Annotated in this window: 6 protein-coding genes; 2 read left to right on the forward strand and 4 right to left on the reverse strand. The window is 76.3% G+C overall.

The window, feature by feature from the left end; genetic code table 11:
- Window positions 1–32 precede the first annotated feature (32 nt).
- Window positions 33–12197, reverse strand: coding sequence for a non-ribosomal peptide synthetase (locus amrb99_RS08230; RefSeq protein WP_190854214.1), 12165 nt, complete (start codon window positions 12195–12197; stop codon window positions 33–35).
- A 141-nt stretch (window positions 12198–12338) separates the two neighbouring features.
- Here amrb99_RS08230 and amrb99_RS08235 point away from each other — a divergent pair, with 141 nt between their 5' ends.
- Window positions 12339–13649, forward strand: a complete 1311-nt coding sequence (locus tag amrb99_RS08235) for a salicylate synthase (protein WP_241755366.1) — start codon at window positions 12339–12341, stop codon at window positions 13647–13649.
- Window positions 13650–13711: 62 nt separating this feature from the next.
- On the opposite strand, the gene amrb99_RS08240 is transcribed toward amrb99_RS08235, so the two are convergent.
- Both amrb99_RS08240 and panD read right to left on the reverse strand, forming a co-directional pair.
- On the reverse strand, window positions 13712–15325 hold the full coding sequence (locus tag amrb99_RS08240) for an AMP-binding protein (protein WP_241755367.1): 1614 nt from the start codon (window positions 15323–15325) through the stop codon (window positions 13712–13714).
- Window positions 15326–15328: 3 nt separating this feature from the next.
- Entirely contained in the window at window positions 15329–15736 is a 408-nt protein-coding gene (gene panD, locus amrb99_RS08245) for an aspartate 1-decarboxylase (protein ID WP_190854216.1), read from the reverse strand.
- 78 nt (window positions 15737–15814) lie between these two features.
- Here panD and entS point away from each other — a divergent pair, with 78 nt between their 5' ends.
- Complete coding sequence (entS, locus tag amrb99_RS08250) at window positions 15815–17101, forward strand: enterobactin transporter EntS (protein WP_190854218.1); 1287 nt, start codon at window positions 15815–15817, stop codon at window positions 17099–17101.
- Between the two features lie 66 nt (window positions 17102–17167).
- Here the strand turns inward: entS and amrb99_RS08255 are convergent, their stop codons facing one another.
- Window positions 17168–20542 carry a non-ribosomal peptide synthetase gene (locus amrb99_RS08255; RefSeq protein ID WP_190854221.1) on the reverse strand — a complete coding sequence of 1125 codons (3375 nt, stop codon included), beginning with the start codon at window positions 20540–20542 and terminating at the stop codon, window positions 17168–17170.
- Window positions 20543–20561: the final 19 nt, after the last annotated feature.

Raw genomic sequence — 20561 nt, forward strand, 5'->3', positions numbered from 1 at the left:
TCGGGGAGTGATCTTAGGTTAGCCTTACCTAACTAATCAATGCTCTGCGGGGTATGACCCGCCTCACCCCTCTCTCCGGCCCCGTCCAGCCGGGCCAGCAGGCCCGCCACGGTGGGCGCCGCCATCAGCGCCGCGATCCGCGCGCCCGCGCAGCCGGGCTCGCGGCGGATCCGACGCACCAGCCGCATCGCCAGCAGCGAGTGGCCGCCGAGGTCGAAGAAGTCGTCGTCGGGTCCCACCTCGGGCACGCCGAGCTCCTCCGCGAAGATGCGGCAGAGAACCGCCTCCCGATCGTCACCGCGCCGCACCCCGGCAGGTACGGGCGAGCCGTCCGCCTCGGTAACGGCGCGGGCGGTGAGCACGGCGGGCAGCGCGCCGACGGGCGTGCCCGGGTCGTCCGCGACGGTCTCCAGCAGCGCGACCAGCCCCGCGGCCATCGTCTCGACCGTGCCGCGGTCGAACAGGTCGGCGGAGTAGTCGACGATCAGCCGGATGTCGCCGCCGCGCTCCCGGAAGACGAAGTCCAGGTCGAACTTCGCGGCGGACGGCCCGAAGGACGCCTCCCGCTGCTCCAGGCCCGGGAAGCGCACCTCGCCGGGGTCCTGGTTCTCGTAGCCGACCATCACCTGGAACAGCGGGTTCCGTCCCGGCACGCGCCTCGGGCGCAGCGCCTCCACGACGGCCTCGAACGGCAGGTCCTGGTTCGCGAGGCCGGCGAGCGCGGCCTCGCGGACGCGGCCGAGCAGCTCGGCGAACGTCGGCTCGCCGGACACGTCGGCGCGCAGCACGAGCGTGTTGACGAAGAAGCCGACCAGGTCCGCGGCGGCCTCCTCGGTGCGGCCCGCGACCGGGCTCCCGACCGGGACGTCGTCGCCCGCGCCCATCCGGTGCAGCAGCGCCGCGACGGCCGCCTGGCACACCATGAACACGCTGGCGCCCGCGTCCCGCGCGACGCCCCGCAACCGCCCCGCCAGGCCGGGCGGCAGGTCCGCGGTGAGGGTCCCGCCGCGCTGCCCCGCCGTGCCGGGCCTCGGCCGGTCGGCCGGCAGCGCGATCTCCTCCGGCGCGCCCGCGAGGGCCCGCACCCAGTGGGCGAGCTGCCGCGCGTGGACGCCGCCCGGATCGAGCGGGTCGCCGAGCAGCTCGGCCTGCCAGAGCGTGTGGTCGGCGTACTGGACGGGCAGCGCCTCCCAGCCGGGCGGCCTCCCCTCCAGCCGCGCCGCGTACGCCTCGGCGACGTCCCGCGCGAACGGCCCGAACGACCACTCGTCGAAGGCGATGTGGTGGAAGACCGCGAGCAGCAGGTGCTCCCGCTCCCCCTCCGGGAACACCGCGACGCGCAGCGGGACGTCGCGCGCCAGGTCGAACGGCCGGGCGATGACCTCCTCGGGCGCGCACGCCGCGACCTCCAGGACGGGACGGGCGTCGTCCGGGTCGAGGATCCGCTGGTAGGGCGTGCCGTCGTGCTCGGGGAAGACCGTCCGCAGCGCCTCGTGCCGCGCGGAGACGTCGCCGATCGCCGCTTCGAGGGCGGCCAGGTCCAGGTCGCCGCGGAGCCGGACGGCGAGCGGCAGGTGGTAGGCGTCGCGCGGCCCGTCGTCCTCGCGGAGCAGCTGGTCGAGGAGCCACAGGCGGCGCTGCGCCGGCGACAGCGGGACCCGCTCGGGGCGCTCCCGCGGCGCCAGGGCGGGGCGCGGCGCCTCGTCGCCGTCGCCGCGCAGCCGCTCGGCGAGCTCCGCCACGGTCGGTGCCTCGAACAGGTCGCGGATAGCGAGCCGCGCTCCTAGCGCCGCGCGCGCACGGCCGACGAGCCGGGTCGCGAGCAGCGAGTGCCCGCCCAGGTCGAAGAAGTCGTCGTCGATTCCCGCGCCCGGCGCGTCGAGCACCTCGGCGAACAGCGTGCACAGCACCCGCTCGACGGGCGTGCGCGGCGGGCGGCCCCCGGCGCGGCGCGCACCGTCCCGGCCCGGGTCGGGCAGGGCGCGGCGGTCGAGCTTCCCGTTCACCGTGAGCGGGAGCGCGTCCAGCGTCACGACGGCGCTCGGCACCATGTAGCCGGGCAGCTTCCGCTTCAGGCTCTCCCGGACGCGGGCGCCCAGCACGCCGTGGTCGCGGGCCGCCACCGGATCGTTCGCGTACGCCGACGGCGGACGGCCGGGCTCGGCCGGGAGGTGCGCCGCTCCCCCGCCGAAGACGGCGTCGTAGCACCCGGCCCGCGCGGACGGCGTCAGGACCGCGTCCGGGCACAGCGCGCGCAGCGCCTCCGGTTCGATCCCCGCCGGCGCGGCGGCGAGCGCCTCGCGCGCCTCGTCCGGGGACGCGCCCGCACGCAGCGCCTCCAGCGCCGCGATCTCGCCGGACAGCCTCGCGTCGGGGATGCCCGTCACGCGCAGCGGCCCCCCGGTCCACGCGGACTCGGCGCCGGCGGTGCGCGCCGCGTCGGCGGGCACGCCGTCGCGCAGCGCGAGCAGCGCGCGGACGGCGGGAGGCCCGTCGAGGTCGTCCAGCGCGGCCCAGTCCACGGCGGGCGTCTCGGGAACCGGCGGGACGTCCGGTCCGGGCTTCCAGAGGACGGCGTCGTAGCGGTGGCGGGTCAGCTCGTTGTGGTGGACGCCCCGCTTGGTGAGGACGTCCACGCGCGCGGGGCCGTCCAGGGCGGTGAAGAAGGCCGGGTCGAGGAGGAGTTCCTTCTCCATCCGCACGGCGCGCTCGACGGCGCGGAGGTCGGTGTCGCCGCGTCCGAGCCGGATCGCGGCGTGGAAGGCGTGGATCGTCCGCAGGTCGCGGACGTCGCCGACGAAGAGCCGTCCGCCGGGGGCGAGCAGCCGCATCGCCTTGGCGACGACGTCTTCGAGGTAGCCGGCGCCGGGGAAGTACTGGACGACCGAGTTGATCACGATCGTGTCGAAGTGCGCTTCGGGAAGGCCCCCGGTGTCGTGGGCGGGGCGGTGGCTCAGCCGGACGGGCGAGTCCGGGCCGAGGTCGGCGCGCAGCTTGGCGATGACGGGCTCGGAGAAGTCCGTCCCCCAGTACTCCTCGCATTCCGGGGCCAGCCGGGTGAGCAGCAGGCCGGCTCCGACGCCGATCTCCAGGACCCGGCGGGGCCGCAGCGCGCGGATCCGGTCGACGGTCGTGTCCCGCCATTCGCGCATCTCGGCGAGCGGAATCGGCACGCCGTCGTAGCTGCTGTCCCAGCCGGCGAACGCCTCGTGGTGCACGACCGTGCCGACCTCGATGTACTCGGCGTCGTAGATCTGCCGCCACTCGGCGAGCTGCTCGTCGGCGGCGCCGTCACGGGTCCCGTCCGGGACGACGTACCCGATGATGCGCCGGACGCCGGGGACGCCGGAGTCCGCGGCGACGACGGCGGCCTGCCCGACACCGGGCTCGGCGGCGAGCGCGGCCTCGATCTCGCCGAGCTCGACGCGGTACCCGCGGATCTTCACCTGGTCGTCGGTGCGGCCGAGGAAGTCAATGTTCCCGTCCTCGCGGACGCGGACGAGGTCGCCCGTCCGGTACATGCGGCCGCCGGTGAACGGGTCGGCGACGAAGCGCTCGGCGGTCAGGTCGGGGCGGCCGAGGTAGCCGCGGGCCAGCCCGGCGCCCGCGATGTACAGCTCGCCGGGGGCGCCGGGCGGGACGGGCCGCAGCCACGCGTCGAGGACGTGGGCGCGGGTGTTCCAGATCGGCTTGCCGACCGTGGGGGTGGCGCTGTCCCCGGTGCCGCCGCCGAGCGTGTTGATCGTGTACTCGGTGGGGCCGTACAGGTTGTAGCCGAGGACGCCGTCCGCCTCGGCGAGCCGGTCCCAGACGGACGCGGGGACGGCCTCGCCGCCGAGCAGGACGAGCGGCGGCCGGTGCCCGCCGTCGAGGAGCCCCTCGTCCAGCAGCTGCTGGGCGTAGGTGGGGGTCACGTTGATGACGTCGACGCGGTGCTCGCGCAGGTAGGCGGTGAGCGCCTCGGCGTCGCGCCGCAGGTCCTCGTCGCAGACGTGGACCTCGTGGCCCTCGATGAGCCACAGCAGTTCCTCCCACGACATGTCGAAGGAGAACGACACCGTGTGCGCGATCCGCAGCCGCCGCCCCGCGGCCCGCACCACGGGGTCGAAGATGTTCGCGCGGTGGTTGAACTGCATGTTCGTCAGGCCCCGGTACGGGGTGACGACGCCCTTCGGGCGGCCCGTCGAGCCCGACGTGTAGATCACGTAGGCGGGGTGGTCGAGGCGTCCGGGGGTGCCGGGCGCGAAGCCGCGCAGCTCGCCGGGTTCGACGTCGGTACCGGGCAGGGCGGCGAGCGCCCGCGCGGTGCCGGGGTCGTCCAGGGCGAGGGCGGTCCCGGTGAACGCGAGGCCGCCGGCGATGTCGCGGTGCGAGACGAGCACCGCCGGGGACGCGTCCGCGATCATGTAGTCGAGCCGGTCCGCCGGGAGGTCGAGTTCGAGCGGCAGGTACGCGGCGCCGGTGCGCAGCACGGCGAACAGCGCGACGACCATCTCGGCGGAGCGCGGCAGGGCCAGCGCGACGACGCGCTCCGGGCCGGCCCCGTTCGCCAGGAGCAGCCGCGCGAGACGGTTGACCTCGGCGTTCAGCTCCCCGTAGGTGAGGCGGACGTCCGGCAGCGAGACGAGCGCGGTGTCGCCGGGACGCTCCGCGGCGCGTTCGGCGAGGAGCTCGGCGACGGTCTGCTCGGGGACGGGGTGCCACGCCTCGTCCCGGTCGCGCCGCAGGCGTTCGCGTTCCTCGGGAAGCAGCGGGTCGAGCCGGTGGCACGGCGCTCCGGGCGCGTCGGCGATCTGCGCGAGGACCCGCACGTACCGGTCGGTGACCCGCTCGGCCTCCGACTCGGTGAACGCGTCGCCCCGGTACATGACGCGGAGGGCGGCGCCCGGGTCGACGACCACGGTCAGCGGGTAGTGGGTGGCGTCGCGGACCTCGCGCCCGGTGACGCGCAGGGCCCCGTCCGGCCCGAACCCGCGGCCCGTGGGCATGCCGGGGAAGTTCTGGAAGACGAACAGCGTGTCGAACAGCGTCCCGAGGCCGGTGGCGCGCTGCACGTCGGCGAGCGCGACGTAGGAGTGGTCGAACAGCTCCGACTGCGCCGCCTGGACCCGTCCGAGCACCCCGGCCACCGGGTCGGAGGGGCCGGCCTGCACGCGGATCGGGACGGTGTTGAACAGCAGGCCGACCATGGACTCCACGCCGTCCACGTCCGGGTGGCGGCCGGAGACGGAGGCGCCGAACACGACGTCGTCGCGGCCGGTCATCGCCATCAGCGTCAGGCCCCACGCCGTCTCGAAGAGGGTGCCGGGGGTGACGCCGTGGTCGCGCGCGACCGCGTGGAGCCGGTCGGCGAGCCCGGCGGGCAGCGCCCGGTGCACCTCCCCCGCCGCGGCGGGGTCGGCGGGGCGGCCTGCCAGGCCGGGTCGGACGAGCGCCGGCTCGTCGAAGCCGTCGAGGGCGCGGCGCCAGGCGTGCACGGCGGCGTCGCGGTCCTGCCGGCCGATCCAGTCCAGGTAGGCGCGGAACGGCGGGACCGGCCGGGCGGCCTCGGCGGCGGCGTCGGTGTAGGCGTTCAGCAGCGAGGTGACGAGCAGGCCGCCGGACCAGCCGTCCAGCAGGATCAGCTCGGACGTCAGGACGAGCCGGTGGTCGTGCCCGCCGAGGCTCGCGAGCGCGAACCGGATCAGCGGCGGCGCGGCCGGGTCGAACGGCTCGGCGCGCTGCGCGTCGACGAACGCGTCGAGGCCGTCCTCACCCGAGACTTCGGCGTGCGTCCAGGGCGTCTCCCATGCGTCCGGCACGAACTGGACGGCGCGGTCGCCTTCGGTACGGAACCCGGCGCGCAGGTTGGGGAACTTCTCCAGGACGGCGTGCGCCGCGTCCGCCATCCGTGCCGGGTCGACGGGCCCGGACAGCGACACCACGGCCTGCTGCACGTAGATGTCGCGGCCCGCGCCCGCCATCATCAGGTGGAAGAGCAGGCCCTCCTGGAGCGGGGACAGCGGCAGCTCGCCGGCGGTCCCGTCCTGGGCGGCGGCCACGGGCGCCGGGGTACTGGCGGCCCGCGCGAGGGCCTCGACCGTCCGGAGCCGGAACACGTCGCGGACGGTGAACGACAGCCCGGCGCGGCGGGCGCGCGCGACGAGCAGGGCCGCGCCGATGCTGTCGCCGCCGGAGCGGAAGAAGTCGTCGTCCGCGCCGACCGCGTCGCGGCCGAGGACGGCGGCGGCGAGGCGCGCGAGGACGCGCTCGGCCTCCGTCGCGGGGGCGCGCCCGGCGGCGGGCCGTCCCGGCTCGGGCAGCGCCCGCCGGTCGGTCTTGCCGTTCGGGGTGGCCGGCAGCTCGTCCAGCACCACCACCTCGGCCGGGACGAGGTGGGCGGGCAGGCGCGCGCGGAGCCCGTCGAGCACGGCGCCGGCCTCGGCGTCGCCGGCGACGTAGCCGACCAGGCGCGTCCCGTGCACGGCGACGGCGGCGCGGCGGACGCCGTCCTGCGCGGTCAGGGCCGCCTCGACCTCGCCCGGCTCGATCCGGAACCCGCGCAGCGAGATCTGGTCGTCGGCGCGGCCGAGGAAGTCCAGGCCGCCGTCGCGGCGGCGCCGGACCCGGTCGCCGGTGCGGTAGAGGCGGGAACCGGGCGGGCCGAACGGGTTCGCGACGAACCGCTCGGCGGTGCGGGCCGGGTCGCCGAGGTAGCCGCGCGCGAGGCCGTCGCCCGCGAGGTACAGCTCGCCGGCGGGCACCTCGCGGAGCGCGGCGTCCAGGACGTACGCGCGGGTGTTGGCGATCGGGACGAGTCCTCCGCCCTCCGCGATCAGGCTGTCCCCGGCGGCCTCGGAGCAGCCGTAGAGGTCGACGAGCCGGGCGGGGACCCGCGCCGCGAGGGCGGCGGGCAGCGCCTCGCCGCTGCTGATCCAGGTCGTGACGGACGGCGGCAGGCCGCGCTCCACCAGCGCGGCGAGCAGGCTCGGGACCAGCGTGACCGTCCGCACGCCGTGCCGTTCGATGAAGTCGCCGAGCGCGACGGCGTCGGCCGCGGTGGCGTCGTCGGCGATCACGACCGTGTCGCCCGCGACGAGGCCGCCGAGCAGCTCGGTGGTCCCGTCGATGAACGCGGGAGAGCTCTTGGCGACGCGGACGCCGGGGGCGGTGAGGCCGGCGCCCCACGCGAGCCGGTTGGCGAGGGCCTCCTGCGTGCCCGCGACGGCCTTGGGCGCGCCGGTCGAGCCCGACGTGAAGACGACGTAGGCGAGGTGGCCGGGCCGGACGTCGGGGCGTTCCCGGGGCGGCGCGTCGAGGGGCGGCTCGTCGCGCCCGAGGACGAGCAGCGGGCGGGCGGCGTCCAGCATCGCGTCGACCCTGGCCCGCGGGTAGGCCAGGTCGACCGGCAGGCAGGCCGCGCCGGTCTTGAGGACGGCCAGCAGCGCGACCGCGAACGCGTCGGAGCGCGGCAGGGCGATGCCGACGACGCGTTCGGGTCCCGCGCCGGCCGCCGCGAGCCGGTCGGCGAGGGCCTCGGCGCGGCGGTCCAGTTCGGCGTAGGTGATCGCGGTGCCGCCGAACACCAGGGCGGTGGCGTCCGGGGTCCGCGCGGCCTGCGCCTCGACCAGTTCCGCGACCGTCCGGACCGGCAGGTCGCGAGCCGTGTCCGGGTGCGCGACGGGCGCGCCGAGGGCGGACAGGCGGCGGCCGGGATCCTCGGTGACCTGGTCGAGGAGGCGGGCGAGGTCGTCCAGGAGGCCCTCGACCGTGGCGGCGTCGAAGAGGTCCTCGGCGTAGGCGGCGAACCCCTCGATCTCGTCCGCCCCGCCTGTGTCCCCGCCCGTGCGGGCGGGGCCTTCGGCGAAGTACAGGTCGAGGTCGAACTTGACGCCGCCGGTCGCGGGCAGGAACGGCTCGGCGCGCACGCCCGGCAGCGCGAGCCGGACGTCGTCCAGCCGCTGGTGCACGATCATCACCTGGAACAGCGGGTTGCGCGCCAGCGACCGCTCCGGCGCGAGGCGCTCGACCACGCGCTCGAACGGGACGTCCGCGTGCGAGAACGCGGCGAGGTCGGCGGCGCGGACCCGCTCCAGCAGCTCGGTGAACGCGGGGTCGCCGGACAGGTCCGTGCGCAGCACGAGCGGGTTGACGAACACGCCGACCAGCCCGGCGAGGTCCTCGTCGGCGCGCGCGGCGATGGGCGTGCCGAGCGCGATGTCGTCGCCCGCGCCGGACCGCTGGAGCAGCGCGGCGACGGCGGCGTGCAGGACCATGAACACGCTGGTGCCGGTCGCGCGGGCGAGCCGCCGCGCCCCGGCGGCCGGGAGCCGGAACGGGACGAGGCCGCCGCGGTGGCTCGGCTCGGCCGGGCGCGGCCGGTCGAACGGCAGCACGGTCTCCTGCGGGAGCCCGGAGAGCGTCCGCTCCCAGTGGTCGAGCCCTTCGGAGAGGTCGGCGGAGGTCGCGCGCTCCCACGCGGCGTAGTCGGCGTACTGGACGGGCAGCGGTTCCCAGCCGGGCGCCTCCCCGGCGCGGCGGGCCTCGTAGGCGCGGGCGAGGTCCGCGAGCAGCGGCGTGAACGACCACTCGTCGGCCGCCGCGTGGTGCAGCAGCAGGGTCAGCGACCACTCCTCGTCGCCGGTGCGGACGAGAGTGCAGCGGACGGGCAGGTCGGCACCGATGTCGAAGACGTGCGACGCCGCGTCCCGCTCGATGGCCGCGCGGCGCTCCGGGCTCTCGGCGCGGGCGTCGGCGACGGTGAGGTCCACCGGCGTGCCGGGGTCCAGGATCCGCTGGACGGGCAGGCCGTCGTCGCCCTCGACCAGCAGCGTCCGCAGCGCCTCGTGCCGGGCGACGACGTCGGCGAACGCGGCGCGCAGCGCGGCCGGGTCGAGGGCGCCGGTGAGCCGAAGGCCGAACGGCAGGGCGTAGGAGGCCGACGGTCCGCGCAGCCGCTCCTCCAGCCACATGCCGCGCTGCGCCGCGGACGCCGGGACGGGCCGCGGCCGCTCCACGTCCCGGACGCGGACGCCGTGCCGCGCCACCAGGCGCGGGGCGAGGGCGGCGACGGTCGGCGCCTCGAACACGTCGGCGATGGAGAACTCCGCGTCCAGGACGGTGCGGACACGGGCGGCGAGCTTCGCGGCGAGCAGCGAGTGGCCGCCGAGCGCGAAGAAGTCGTCGTCGACGCCGACCCGCTCGTACCCGAGCAGCTCGGCGAACAGCGCGCACAGCGCGGCCTCGCGGGCGTCGCGCGGCTCGCGACCGTCCGCGCGCGCGCCGGGCGCGGGGAGCGCGCGGCGGTCGAGCTTGCCGTTGACGGTCATCGGCAGCGCGTCGAGGCGGACGAGCGCGCCCGGGACCAAGTAGGCGGGCAGCTCGGCGGCGAGCGCGGCGCGCAGGCCGTCCTCGGCAGGCGCGCCGGGGCCGGCGACGTAGTAGCCGACGAGGCGGGGGTCGCCCGGCCGGTCCTCGCGGACGACGACGGCCGCGCGGGCGACGCCGGGCAGCGCCGCGAGCACGGCCTGCACCTCGCCGGGCTCGATCCGGAAGCCGCGGATCTTCACCTGGTCGTCGGTGCGGCCGAGGTACTCGACGGAGCCGTCCCGCGTCCACCGGGCGAGGTCGCCGGTCCGGTACATGCGGGTGCCGGGCGGGCCGTACGGGTCGGCGACGAACCGCTCCGCCGTCAGGTCGGGGCGGCCGACGTAGCCGCGGGCGAGCTGGGCCCCCGACAGGTACAGCTCGCCGGGAACGCCCGCCGGGACGGGTCGCAGCGACGCGTCGAGGATGCGGGCCCGGGTGTTCCACAGCGGGCGGCCGATGCCGGGTTCCGGCAGGTCGGCGGCCGTCGCGTAGACGGCCGTCTCGGTCGGCCCGTACATGTTGGCGGCGGCGCGGGCGCGCGCGGTCAGCTCCCGCGCGAGCGCGGCGGGGAGCGCCTCGCCGCCGGTGATGACCCGGAGCCCGTCGAGCGCGGCCGGGTCGAGGGAGCCGAGCAGCGACGGGGTGGCCTGCAGGTGCGTGACGTCGCGGCGGAGGAGGCGGGCCAGTGCCGCCGGGTCCCGGACGGTCTCCCGCGACGCGAGGACGACCGTCGCACCGGCGAGCAGCGGGAGGCAGACCTCCAGCGTCGCGATGTCGAACGCGATCGTCGTCACCGCGGCCCACCGGTCGCCGGGGCCGAGCGGGTGCTCGGCCCGCATCCGCGCGACGAGGTTCGCCAGGGCGCGGTGCGGGACGGCGACGCCCTTGGGGCGGCCCGTCGAGCCGGAGGTGTAGATGACGTAGGCGAGGTCGTCGGGGTCCGGCTCGGCGGTGACCGGGGCGGGGCCGTCCGCGTCAGGGGCGCCGTCGAGGAGGGCGCTTTCAACGATGAGGACGTCCGCGCCGTCCGGGAGCAGGCCGGCCGTCTCCGGTGCCGCTACGGCGCAGAGCGCGCTCGCGTCCTCCAGCATGTAGGCGACGCGGTCGCGCGGATGGTCCGGGTCGAGCGGCAGGTAGGCGGCGCCCGACTTCAGCACGGCGAGGACCGCCGTCACGAGGTCCGCGGTGCGCGGCAGCGCGAGCGCGACGACGGCGTCCGGCCCGGCGCCGCGGGCGCGCAGCGCGCGGGCCAGCGCCGACGACCGCCGGTCCAGCTCGGCGTAGGTGAGGACGTCCCCGGACTCGGTCTCGACGGCGGGCGCGGCGGGCGTCCGGGCCGCCTGCTCGGCGAACAGCGCGGCGACGCCGGTCGCCGCGACGTCCCGGTCGGTGGCGTTGGGCGCCTCCAGCCGGGCCGCCTCTTCGGCGTCCATGAGCGCGAGCGCGCGGACCGGGCGGTCCGGGTCGGCGATCGCGTCGCGCAGCAGCGTCTCCAGGTGGCGGAGGAGGGCGTCGATGCGCGCGTCGTCGAACAGCTCGCGGCGGAAGGTGGCCTCGACCGTCATGCCCCGCGGCCGGACGAACGCCTCCAGCGACAGGTCGAAGTGCGTCATGCCGTTGTGGACGTGCGTCCAGGACGTGGTGAGGCCCGGCAGCTCCAGCTCGCCGATCTCCTGGGCGAGGAACAGCAGCATGGTGTCGAAGAACGGGGAGCGGCCGCGGCCGCGCGCGGGCCGCAGCTCGCGGACGAGCGCGTCGTAGGGCAGGGACTGGTGCGCGAAGGCGTCGGTCACCGTCCGCCCGGTGCGGCGCAGCGCCTCGCGGAACGTCGGAGCGCCGGACAGGTCCGTCCGCATGACGAGGGTGTTGCCGAAGTTGCCGGCGAGCCGCTCGACCTCGGCGTGCTCGCGGTTCATCACCGACGACCCGACCGCCACGTCGGCGGAGCCGGTGTAGCGGTGCAGCAGGGCGGAGTAGGCGGCGAGCATCACCGTGTACGGGGTGACGTTCTCCTCCTTGGCGAGCCGGGCGAGGCCCTCGGTCACGTCGTCGCCGAAGCGGCGGGCGCGCCGGCCGCCGCGCTCGGACGCGGCGGCGGTGCGCGGCCGGTCGGCGGGCAGGTCGAGCGGCGCGGGCGGCGGGTCGAGCCGGGCGCGCCAGTACGCCAGGTCGTCCTCGGCGAGGGGCCGCTTCTGCTCCCAGTCGGCGAAGTCGGCGTACTGCACGTCCAGCGCGGGGAGGCCGTCCGGCTCGCCGGTCACGGCCGCGCGGTACAGGGCCGACAGGTCGCGCGAGATCGAGCCCCAGGTCATGCCGTCCCAGGCGATGTGGTGGACGACCAGGACCAGCGCGTGCTCGTCCGGGCCGGTGCGCAGCAGTTCCAGCCGGACGGGCCGTTCCGCGCGCAGGTCGAACGGGGTCGCCGCGAGTTCCGCGGCGCGCGCGTCGGGGTCGGCGCGGTCGAGCGGGGGGAGGTCGAGCGCGTCGTCGCCGGTGACGATCTGGACGGCGGTCTCGCCGGGCCCGTCGGCGTACACGGTGCGCAGGACGGCGTGGCGCCGGATGAGTCCGCGCAGCGCCTCGCGGAGCGCGGCGGTGTCGAGCGGCCCGGACATCCGCACGAGCAGGCACACGTTGTAGGCGGGGCTCGCCGGGAAGGCGCGGTGATGCAGCCACATGCTCTGCTGCGCGTAGGACAGGGGGGCGGGGCCGCCGGCCGCGCGCGGGGCGGGGCGTCCGGCGCCGGGTCCGCGCCCGTCCGCCGGGAGCCCGGCTTCCGCCATCATCCGCCGCATCAGTTCGCGCCGCAGTCGAGCACCTTGCGCCGTCGTCGTCGTCCGCTCCTGCACGCCTCAGCTCTTTCGTCGTCGGCTTGATCAGCGGAAGTTAGGTTAGCCTTGCCTATCAAAATCGCACAAGGTTAGCCTTACCTAAGTTCGGCTCGAATCACGACAAAGTCGGACTTCATCACCCAAAGGGAGCCCACTGCCTTGTCCCCCGGTCTGCGCACTGACGAAGAGCCCACGGAACGGGTGGTCGAGGCCGCCCGCGCACCGCTCGGCCTGATGACCCGGCTGGCCGGATCCGGCCTCTTCACCGACCACGTCGTCTACGAGCGGCCCGGCCGGTGGACGTTCGCCGGCGGCGTCCTCGGCGAGGTCGTCCTCGACGCCGGCGCCGTGCACGCCCGCTGGCCCGACCGGAAGCCGGTGACGGCGCCCTATGGCGGCCGGCCCGCCGTCGCGCTGCGCGAGGCGTTCGCCGCCGCGCCGCTCCCGGCCTGGAACGCCTACGGATGGATCGCCTTCGAGTTCGCCTCGGCGAGCCCGTCCGGGCGCCTCGCGCATCTCGTCGTCCCGCGCGTCGAGGTCACGGTCGAGGGCGGCGAGGCCCGCGTGGCCGGCACCGACCCCCGCGAGGTCGAACGCGTCGCGGACCTGCTGGCGGCGGACGTCCCGGCCCGCACCGCGGAGCCGTCGCCGGTGGACGTGCGGCAGGGCGGCGACGCCTACCGCGCGCGCGTCGCCCGCGCCGTCGGCGACATCGCCGCGGGCCGGTACCAGAAGGTCATCGTGTCCCGGCGGCTGGACGTCCCGTACCCGGTCGACGTCGCCGCCACCTACGCGCGCGGCCGGGCCGCGAACACCCCCGCGCGGTCGTTCCTGCTCGACCTCGGCGGGTTCCAGGCCACCGGGTTCAGCCCCGAGGTCCTCGCGAGCGTGGACGAGGACGGGCGCGTCATGACGCAGCCGCTCGCCGGCACCCGCGCGTTCGGGTTCGGCGGCGACGCCGACGCGCGCACCCGCCGGGAGCTGGAGACCGACCCGAAGGAGATCTTCGAGCACGCCGTGTCGGTCCGGACGTCGCAGGAGGAGCTGTACCGGGTGTGCGATCCGGACTCCGTCCACGTCACCGGGTTCATGACGGTGAAGGAGCGCGGCAGCGTCCAGCACCTCGGCTCCAGCGTCGGCGGCGTCCTCGCGCCCGGCCGCACCTGCTGGGACGCGCTGGACGCGCTGTTCCCCGGCGTGACGGCCTCCGGCATCCCGAAGGCCGACGCGATCGAGGCGATCGGCGGGCTGGAGGAGCGCCGCGGCCTGTACGCGGGCGCGGTCGTCGCCGTGTCGCACACCGGCGCGCTCGACTCGGCGCTCGTCCTTCGCGCGCTCTACAGCCAGGACGGGCGGGCCTGGCTGCGCGCCGGCGCCGGCATCGTCAGCGGCTCGACGCCCGATCGCGAGTACGAGGAGACCTGCGAGAAGCTGTCGAGCATCTCCCCGTACGTCGTCCCTCTCGCCTGACCGGCCCCGCATGCGGCGCGCCGCCCCCGCGGAGGTCTCCGCGAGGACGGCGCGCCTCTTCGCTAACGCGCGGTTCCCTCATGCAGGCGGGCGGCCAGCGCCTTCTTGCTGACCTTCCCGACCGGGGTGCGGGGGAAGGCGTCGGCGGTCTCCAGGCGGTCGGGCCACTTGTAGGCGGCCAGGCCGCGGTCGCGGAGGAAGTCCTTGACGTCGCGCAGCGTCGGCGGCGCGGCCTTCGCCGCGTCCCGCAGGACGAGGAACGCGCAGGTCCGCTCCCCCATCATCGGGTCGGGGACGCCGACGACGGCCGCGTCATGGACCGCCGGGTGGGCGAGAAGGTGATCCTCCAGCTCCTCGGCGGACACCTTGTCGCCGCCCCGGTTGATCTGGTCCTTCTCGCGGCCCTCCACGACCAGGTGCCCGGACGGCAGCTCGCGGACGAGGTCGCCGGTGCGGTAGTAGCCGTCGGGCGTGAACGCGCGGGCGTTGTGGGCGGGCGCCCGGTAGTAGCCGCGCAGCGTGTACGGGCCGCGGGTGAGCAGCTCGCCGACCTCGCCGGGCGCGACCGTCCCGCCGTCGCCGTCCACGATCCGGATCTCGTCGGCCGGGGACAGCGGGCGGCCCTGCGTCCGCTCCACCAGGCCGGGCGGGTCGTCGAGGCGGGTGAAGTTCAGCAGCCCCTCCGCCATCCCGAACACCTGCTGGACGCGGCAGCCGAGCACGCCCGGCACCTCCGCCGCGCGCTCGGCGGCCAGCTTCGCGCCGCCGACCTGCAGGAGCTCCAGGGACGACAGGTCGTCCTCGGACCAGGCGGCCGCGTCCAGCCACAGCAGCGCGATCGGCGGGACGGCCGCGCAGGCGGTGACCCGCTCGCGCTCGATGAGCGGGAACGCGTCGTCCGGCGCCCCGGACGGGGCCAGCACCACCGTCCCGCCGGTCGCGAACGCGCCGAGCAGCCCGGGGCACGCGAGCGCGAAGTTGTGCGCGGCGGGCAGCACCACGAGGTAGACCGTGTCGCGGGTGAAGCCGCACAGCTCGGCGCTGGCCTCCAGGTTGTAGACGTAGTCGCGGTGCGTCCGGGGGATCAGCTTCGGCAGCCCCGTCGTGCCGCCCGACAGCAGCAGGACGCCGACGTCGGCGGGATCGGGGCGCGGGTACTCCGCGGGTTCGGCGTCCAGATCGGCGAGGGCGGTGAACTCCTGGGCGTCGCCGTCCACCACGACGTGCTCGACGGGCAGCGTCCTGGCCATCGAACGGTAGTCGAAGCCGCCGTCCGTCTCGCCGCACACGTAGGCGCGGGCCTCGGCCAGCTCGCACAGGTACCGGATCTCGCTCTCGCGGTGCGCGGGCAGCGCGAGGACGGGCGCCGCGCCGATCCGCACGAGCGCCAGGAACGCCACGACGAAACCGGTGGTGTTGGGCAGCTGGACGATGACGCGGTCGCCGCGGCGGACGCCCAGCCGCAGGAATCCGGCGGCGGTCCGCTCGGCGCGGCGGTCGAGGACGGCGTAGGTGAGGCGGTCCCCGCCGGCGACGAGCGCGGTCCGGTCCGGGTCGCCGCGCAGGACGTCGCCGAGGACGCGGTCCTTCCAGTAGCCCTCCGCCTTGTAGCGCTGTTCGAGGTGGGCGGGCCAGGGGGTGAAGCCGTCCATGACGGCCGGAGCGGTGTCCGGCATGGCTCAGCGCCCGGCGAGCTGGGCGGGGGCGCCGGGGACGGGCTCGGCGGGGTCGGAGCCGAGCGCCACGATCCGGTTCGCGGCGTCGACGTGCACGACGCGCGGCTCGTGGGCGGCCACCTCGGCGTCGTCGAGGGCGGCGTAGGTGATGACGATGACGAGGTCGCCGGGCTGGACGAGGCGGGCCGCCGCGCCGTTCACGCCAATGACCCCGCTGCCCGCCTCGCCGGTGATGGCGTAGGTGACCAGGCGGGAGCCGTTGTTGATGTCGACGAGGTGGACCTGCTCCCCCTCGGCGATGCCGGCGGCCTCCATCAGCTCGGCGTCGATCGTCAGCGATCCCACGTAGTGCAGGTCGGCCTGGGTCACGGTCGCTCGGTGGATCTTTCCGTTCATCAGCGTGCGCTGCACCGGGAGGGCCCTTCTCTCACGATCAACTAAGGATAGGCTTACCTTACTCACTCCCCCTTCCGAGGAGAACCCCCGACGATGCCCCGGCGCCTCGCCCTGGACGTCGGCCCGCTGCGCGACAGCCGGCCGTTCCGCAACGTGTTCATCGCCCGCACCGTCTCGGTCTTCGGGATCGGCATGCTGGCCGTCTCCGTCCCCGTGCAGGTCTACGACCTGACCGGCTCCACCGTGCAGGTCGGCGCCGTGTCGGCCGCCGAGGGCCTCGCGCTGCTGGCCGGGTTCCTGTGGGGCGGCGTGCTCGCCGACCGGCGGGACCGGCGGCGGCTGATGCTGCGCGCCCGCACCGCCTCCGGGATCGCGTTCGCGCTGCTCGCCCTGAACGCGTTCCTGCCGTCCCCGTCGTCCGCCGCGCTGTACGTCCTAGCCGCGTGGGACGGGCTCGCCACCGGCGTCGCGATCACCGCGCTGCTCGCCGCGACGCCCGCGCTCGCCGGCCCGGACAGGCTCGTCGCGGCGGGCGCGCTGAACGCGCTGACGGTCCGGCTCGGGTCGATGCTGTCGCCCGCGCTCGGCGGCCTCGTCGTGTCGGCGTTCGGCGTCGGCTGGAACTACGCGGCGGCCGCGGCCGGCACCCTCGGCACCCTCGGCCTGCTGACGTCGCTGCCGCCGCTCGAACCCGCCCGCGCCGGCGGGCCGGACGGGACCGACGGAGCGGACGGGCAGGACGACGCCGAGGGCCACCCGCTGAGGTCGATCGGCGGCGGGCTGCGGTTCGTCGCCTCCCACCGCGTCGTCGGGTCGCTGATGCTGCTCGGCCTGCTGTTCATGGTCGCGGGCGGCATCCCGGTGCTCATGCCGGCGTTCGCCGAGCACGGCCTCGGCGGCGGCCCGTCCACGGTCGGGCTGCTGTACGCCGCGCCCGCGTGCGGCGCGGTCCTCGCCTCCGTCACCAGCGGCTGGGCGGGCTCCGTCCGGGCCCCCGGCCTCGCGCTGCTCGCGGCGTCGGTCGCCGGGTTCGTCCTGCTGGCGTGCACCGGCCTGGCGCGCCATCCGGCGCTCGCCGTCGCGATCCTGTTCGGGTACGGGTTCGCCGCGTCCGTCGAGGAGATCCTGCGGTACGGCCTCATCCAGTCGCACACCCCCGACTCGCACCTGGGCCGCGTCAACTCCCTGTGGGCGGCGCAGGAGACCGGCGGGACCGCCATCGGCTCGCTCGGCGCCGGAGCCCTCGGCCGCTACCTGGCCCCGGGCCCGGCGATCGTCGCCTACGGGACGGTCAGCGCCGTCCTCGCCCTGGTCCTCGCCCTCACCCTGACGACCCTCCGCACCGCCACCCTCACCCCCGCCGCCGAACCCGACCGGTGAGTCGCGGCGAGCCGCCGTCATGGGCGGCCCATGACGGCGGCTCGCCGCGAGTGGACAGGGGCCGGGTCAGCGGGCGAGGTGGGCTTCGACCTCGTCGTCGGACATCGCGTCGACCTCCAGCCGGATGGCGGCGACGGCCTCCAGGCGGCCGGGGGCGTCCTCCAGCTCGGTGAAGCGGCGGGCGATGCGGGCGATCGTCCGCTCGGCGAACAGGACGCGGACGGGCAGGGCGGAGGTGTCCAGCGCCTCGCGCAGCCGCGCGACGACGGTCGTCGCGAGGACGGAGTCGCCGCCGAGGGCGAAGAAGTCGGCGTCCGCGCCGACGCGCTCCCTCCCCAGCACCTCGGCGGCGATCCGGGCCAGCACCCTTTCCAGGGACGTCGCGGGCTCGGTGTAGGGGGCGGCGTCCTCCCCCGCCTCGGCGGCGGCGAGCGCGGCGAGCGCCTTCCGGTCGACCTTGCCGTTCGCGGTGAGCGGCAGCTCGGCGACCGGGACGAGCACCTCCGGCACCATGTGCGGCGGCACGAGGTCGCGGGCGCGCGCCAGCACCGCGTCGGCGGGGACGCCGCCGGGGGTGACGGCGGCGCACAGCCGGTTCCCGGCGAGCAGGGCGACGGCGCGCTCCACGGCCGGGTGGTCGCGCAGCGCGGCCTCGACCTCGCCGAGCTCGATCCGGAACCCGCGGACCTTCACCTGGTCGTCGCGTCGGCCGAGGAACTCCAGCGTGCCGTCCGGGCGGTAGCGGGCGAGGTCGCCGGTCCGGTACCAGCGGACGCCGTCGCGGACGACGAACCGGTCCGCGGTGCGCTCGGGGTCGCCGGTGTAGCCGTCGGCGACGCCCGCGCCGCCGATCCACAGCTCGCCCGCGACCCAGTCGGGGCGGTCGCGGCCCAGGTCGTCGACGACCCGGCAGGCGACGCCGCCGAGCGGCACCCCGTACGGGACGGCGCGCCAGTCGGCCGGGACCTCGCCCGCGACCTCCTGCACCGTGGAGTGGATCGCGGTCTCGGTGGTGCCGCCTAGCGCGACGAACCGGGCGCCCGGCGCGCGCTCGGCGAGCAGCCCGGGCAGGTGGGTGCCGACCCAGTCGCCGCCGAGCAGCACCAGCCGCAGGGACGGGACGGGCCCCGACCGCAGCAGCATCTCCAGCACGGACGGGACGCTGTTCAGCACGGTCACCGACCACCGGGCGGCGAGCGCGTTCCAGCGGGCGGCGTCGCGCCGCTCGTCCTCGCCGGGGATCACCACGGCGCCGCCCGCCGTCCAGGGGGCGAACAGGTCGAACACCGACAGGTCGAAGTCGAGGGCGGAGACGCCGAGGGTGACGTCGCCCCGGCCGAGGGCGAAGCGCTCGACGAGGTCGCCGATGGTGTTCATCGCGGCGCCGTGCGAGACCTCGACGCCCTTCGGCTCGCCCGTGGACCCGGACGTGAACAGCACGTACGCGACCTGGTCGGGACGGACGGCGACGGGCTCGGCCAGCGGCTCGGCGGCGGGCTCGAAGCCGGGGGCGACGGACGCGGCGACGGCGGCGCCCGCGCGGATCCGCTCGCGGCGCGCGGCCGGCTGCTCGGGGCCGATCGGCACGTAGGCGGCGCCCGCGGCGAGCACGCCGAGGGCGGCGGCGGCCTGGCCGGGCCCCTTGGGAAGCTCGATCGAGACCCGGTCGCCGGGCCGGACGCCCTGGGCGACCAAGGCGGCGGCGACGCGCAGCGCCCGGTCGGCGAGTTCGGCGTAGGTGAGGGTGCCGTCGTCGCCCCAGTGCAGGGCCGGGGCGTCCGGGGTGCGGCGGGCGTGCTCGAAGAACCCCTTGGTCAGGGTCGAGGGCGGCGGAGCCCCGGTGGCGTTGAGGCGGTGCCGGACGCGGAGCTGCTCCGGCGGCGCGCCGATGCCGAGCGGCGCGTCCCAGTCGGCACCGTCCGCGCCGAGCCGGGCGATCGCGCCGGTGTAGGCGGCGAACATCGCCTCGGCGACGCCGTCGGGGAACGCGGGGCGGCGCACGTCCCAGTTCAGGAGCAGCCCGCCGGCCAGCTCGGTGACCTGCGCGTCCAGCAGCACCTGCGGGCCCTGCGAGATGATCCAGGCGGGCTCGCCGAACCGCTCGCGGACCGCGTCGCCGAACAGCTCGCCCAGGTTGAGCGCGCTGGTGTAGACGATCGGCGCGAGGACCTGCTCGCCGCGCAGCCGCGACAGGTCGCGCAGCACCTCCAGGCCGGAGTAGTCGCCGTGCGCGCCGGCGGTGTGCAGGTTCGCCTGGAGGGCGCGGGCGCGCTCGACGAACGGCAGGTCCTCGGAGAGGTCGGCCTCCAGCATGATCGAGCCGGTGAAGTCGCCGACGACGGAGTCCACGTCCGGGTGGACGGGCTCGCGGTGGAACAGCGGCAGGTTCAGCAGGAACCGCGGGGTCGCCGACCACGCGCCGACGACCTCGGCGAACACGGCGGCGAGCGCCATCGCGGGGGTCACGGCCGCCGCGTGCGCGCGGGCGATGAGGCGGGCCTTGTCCTCCGGCGGCAGCCAGTGGTGCAGCCGCTCCACCTCGTCGCCCGGGTCCGGGACGACCGGCGGCTCGGGCGGGCCCGGCAGGTCGGCGAGCCGGTCGGCCCACCACCGGCGGTCCCGCTCGCGGGCGCCGGCGCGCGGGTCGTCGGCGAGGTAGCGGGCGTAGCCGTAGCGGATCGGGGCAAGGGCCTCGCCCTCGTAGAGCGCGGCGAGGTCGGCCAGCATGACGCGGTAGCTCATCGCGTCGGCGGCGACCATGTCGACGTCGAGGTGCAGCCGCGCGGTCCCTCCGGGGAGCAGGCTCAGGCGGGCGTCGAAGACGCGGCCGTCCTCGATCGGGAGCCGCTGCCGCGACATCTCGGCGCGGATCCGGTCCAGCTCGGGGCCGGGGTCGGCGGCGCGGCGCAGGTCGTGGACGGTCACGGCGGGCCCGGGTCGCTCGGGCAGGATCCGCTGCGTCCCGTCGTCGCCGACCGCGACGCGCAGCATCGGGTGCCGGTCGGCGAGCGCGCGCACGGCGGCCTCGAACCGGGACGGGTCGATGGCGCGGCCGTCCAGCTCGACGTACAGGTGCGCGGCGACCGAGCCGAGGGACTGGCCGGAGTCGCGGCCGATCCAGTACGCGTGCTGCATGAGGGCCAGCGGGAACGGGCCGGCCGGCTCCCCGCCGTCGACCGGCTCGCCGCCCGCCTCGGGTCCCGGTTCCGGCGCGCGGGCCTCCATCTGGCCGCGCTCGGCGAGCAGGTCCCACCAGCCGGCGAGGGTGGGCCGCTCGGCCAGCTCGGCGAACCGGACCTCGACGCCGCGGCGGCGGAGCCGGCCGGTCAGCTGCATGAGGCGGATCGAGTCCATCCCGAGCTCGATGAGATTGTCGCCGGGCCCTGCGTCCTCGCCCAGCACGTCGGTCAGCGCGGCGTGCAGCTCTTCTCGGGTCAGCACGGAACTCCCCTCAACTTAG

The sequence above is a fragment of the Actinomadura sp. RB99 genome (assembly GCF_014706005.1).
Taxonomy (GTDB): domain Bacteria; phylum Actinomycetota; class Actinomycetes; order Streptosporangiales; family Streptosporangiaceae; genus Spirillospora.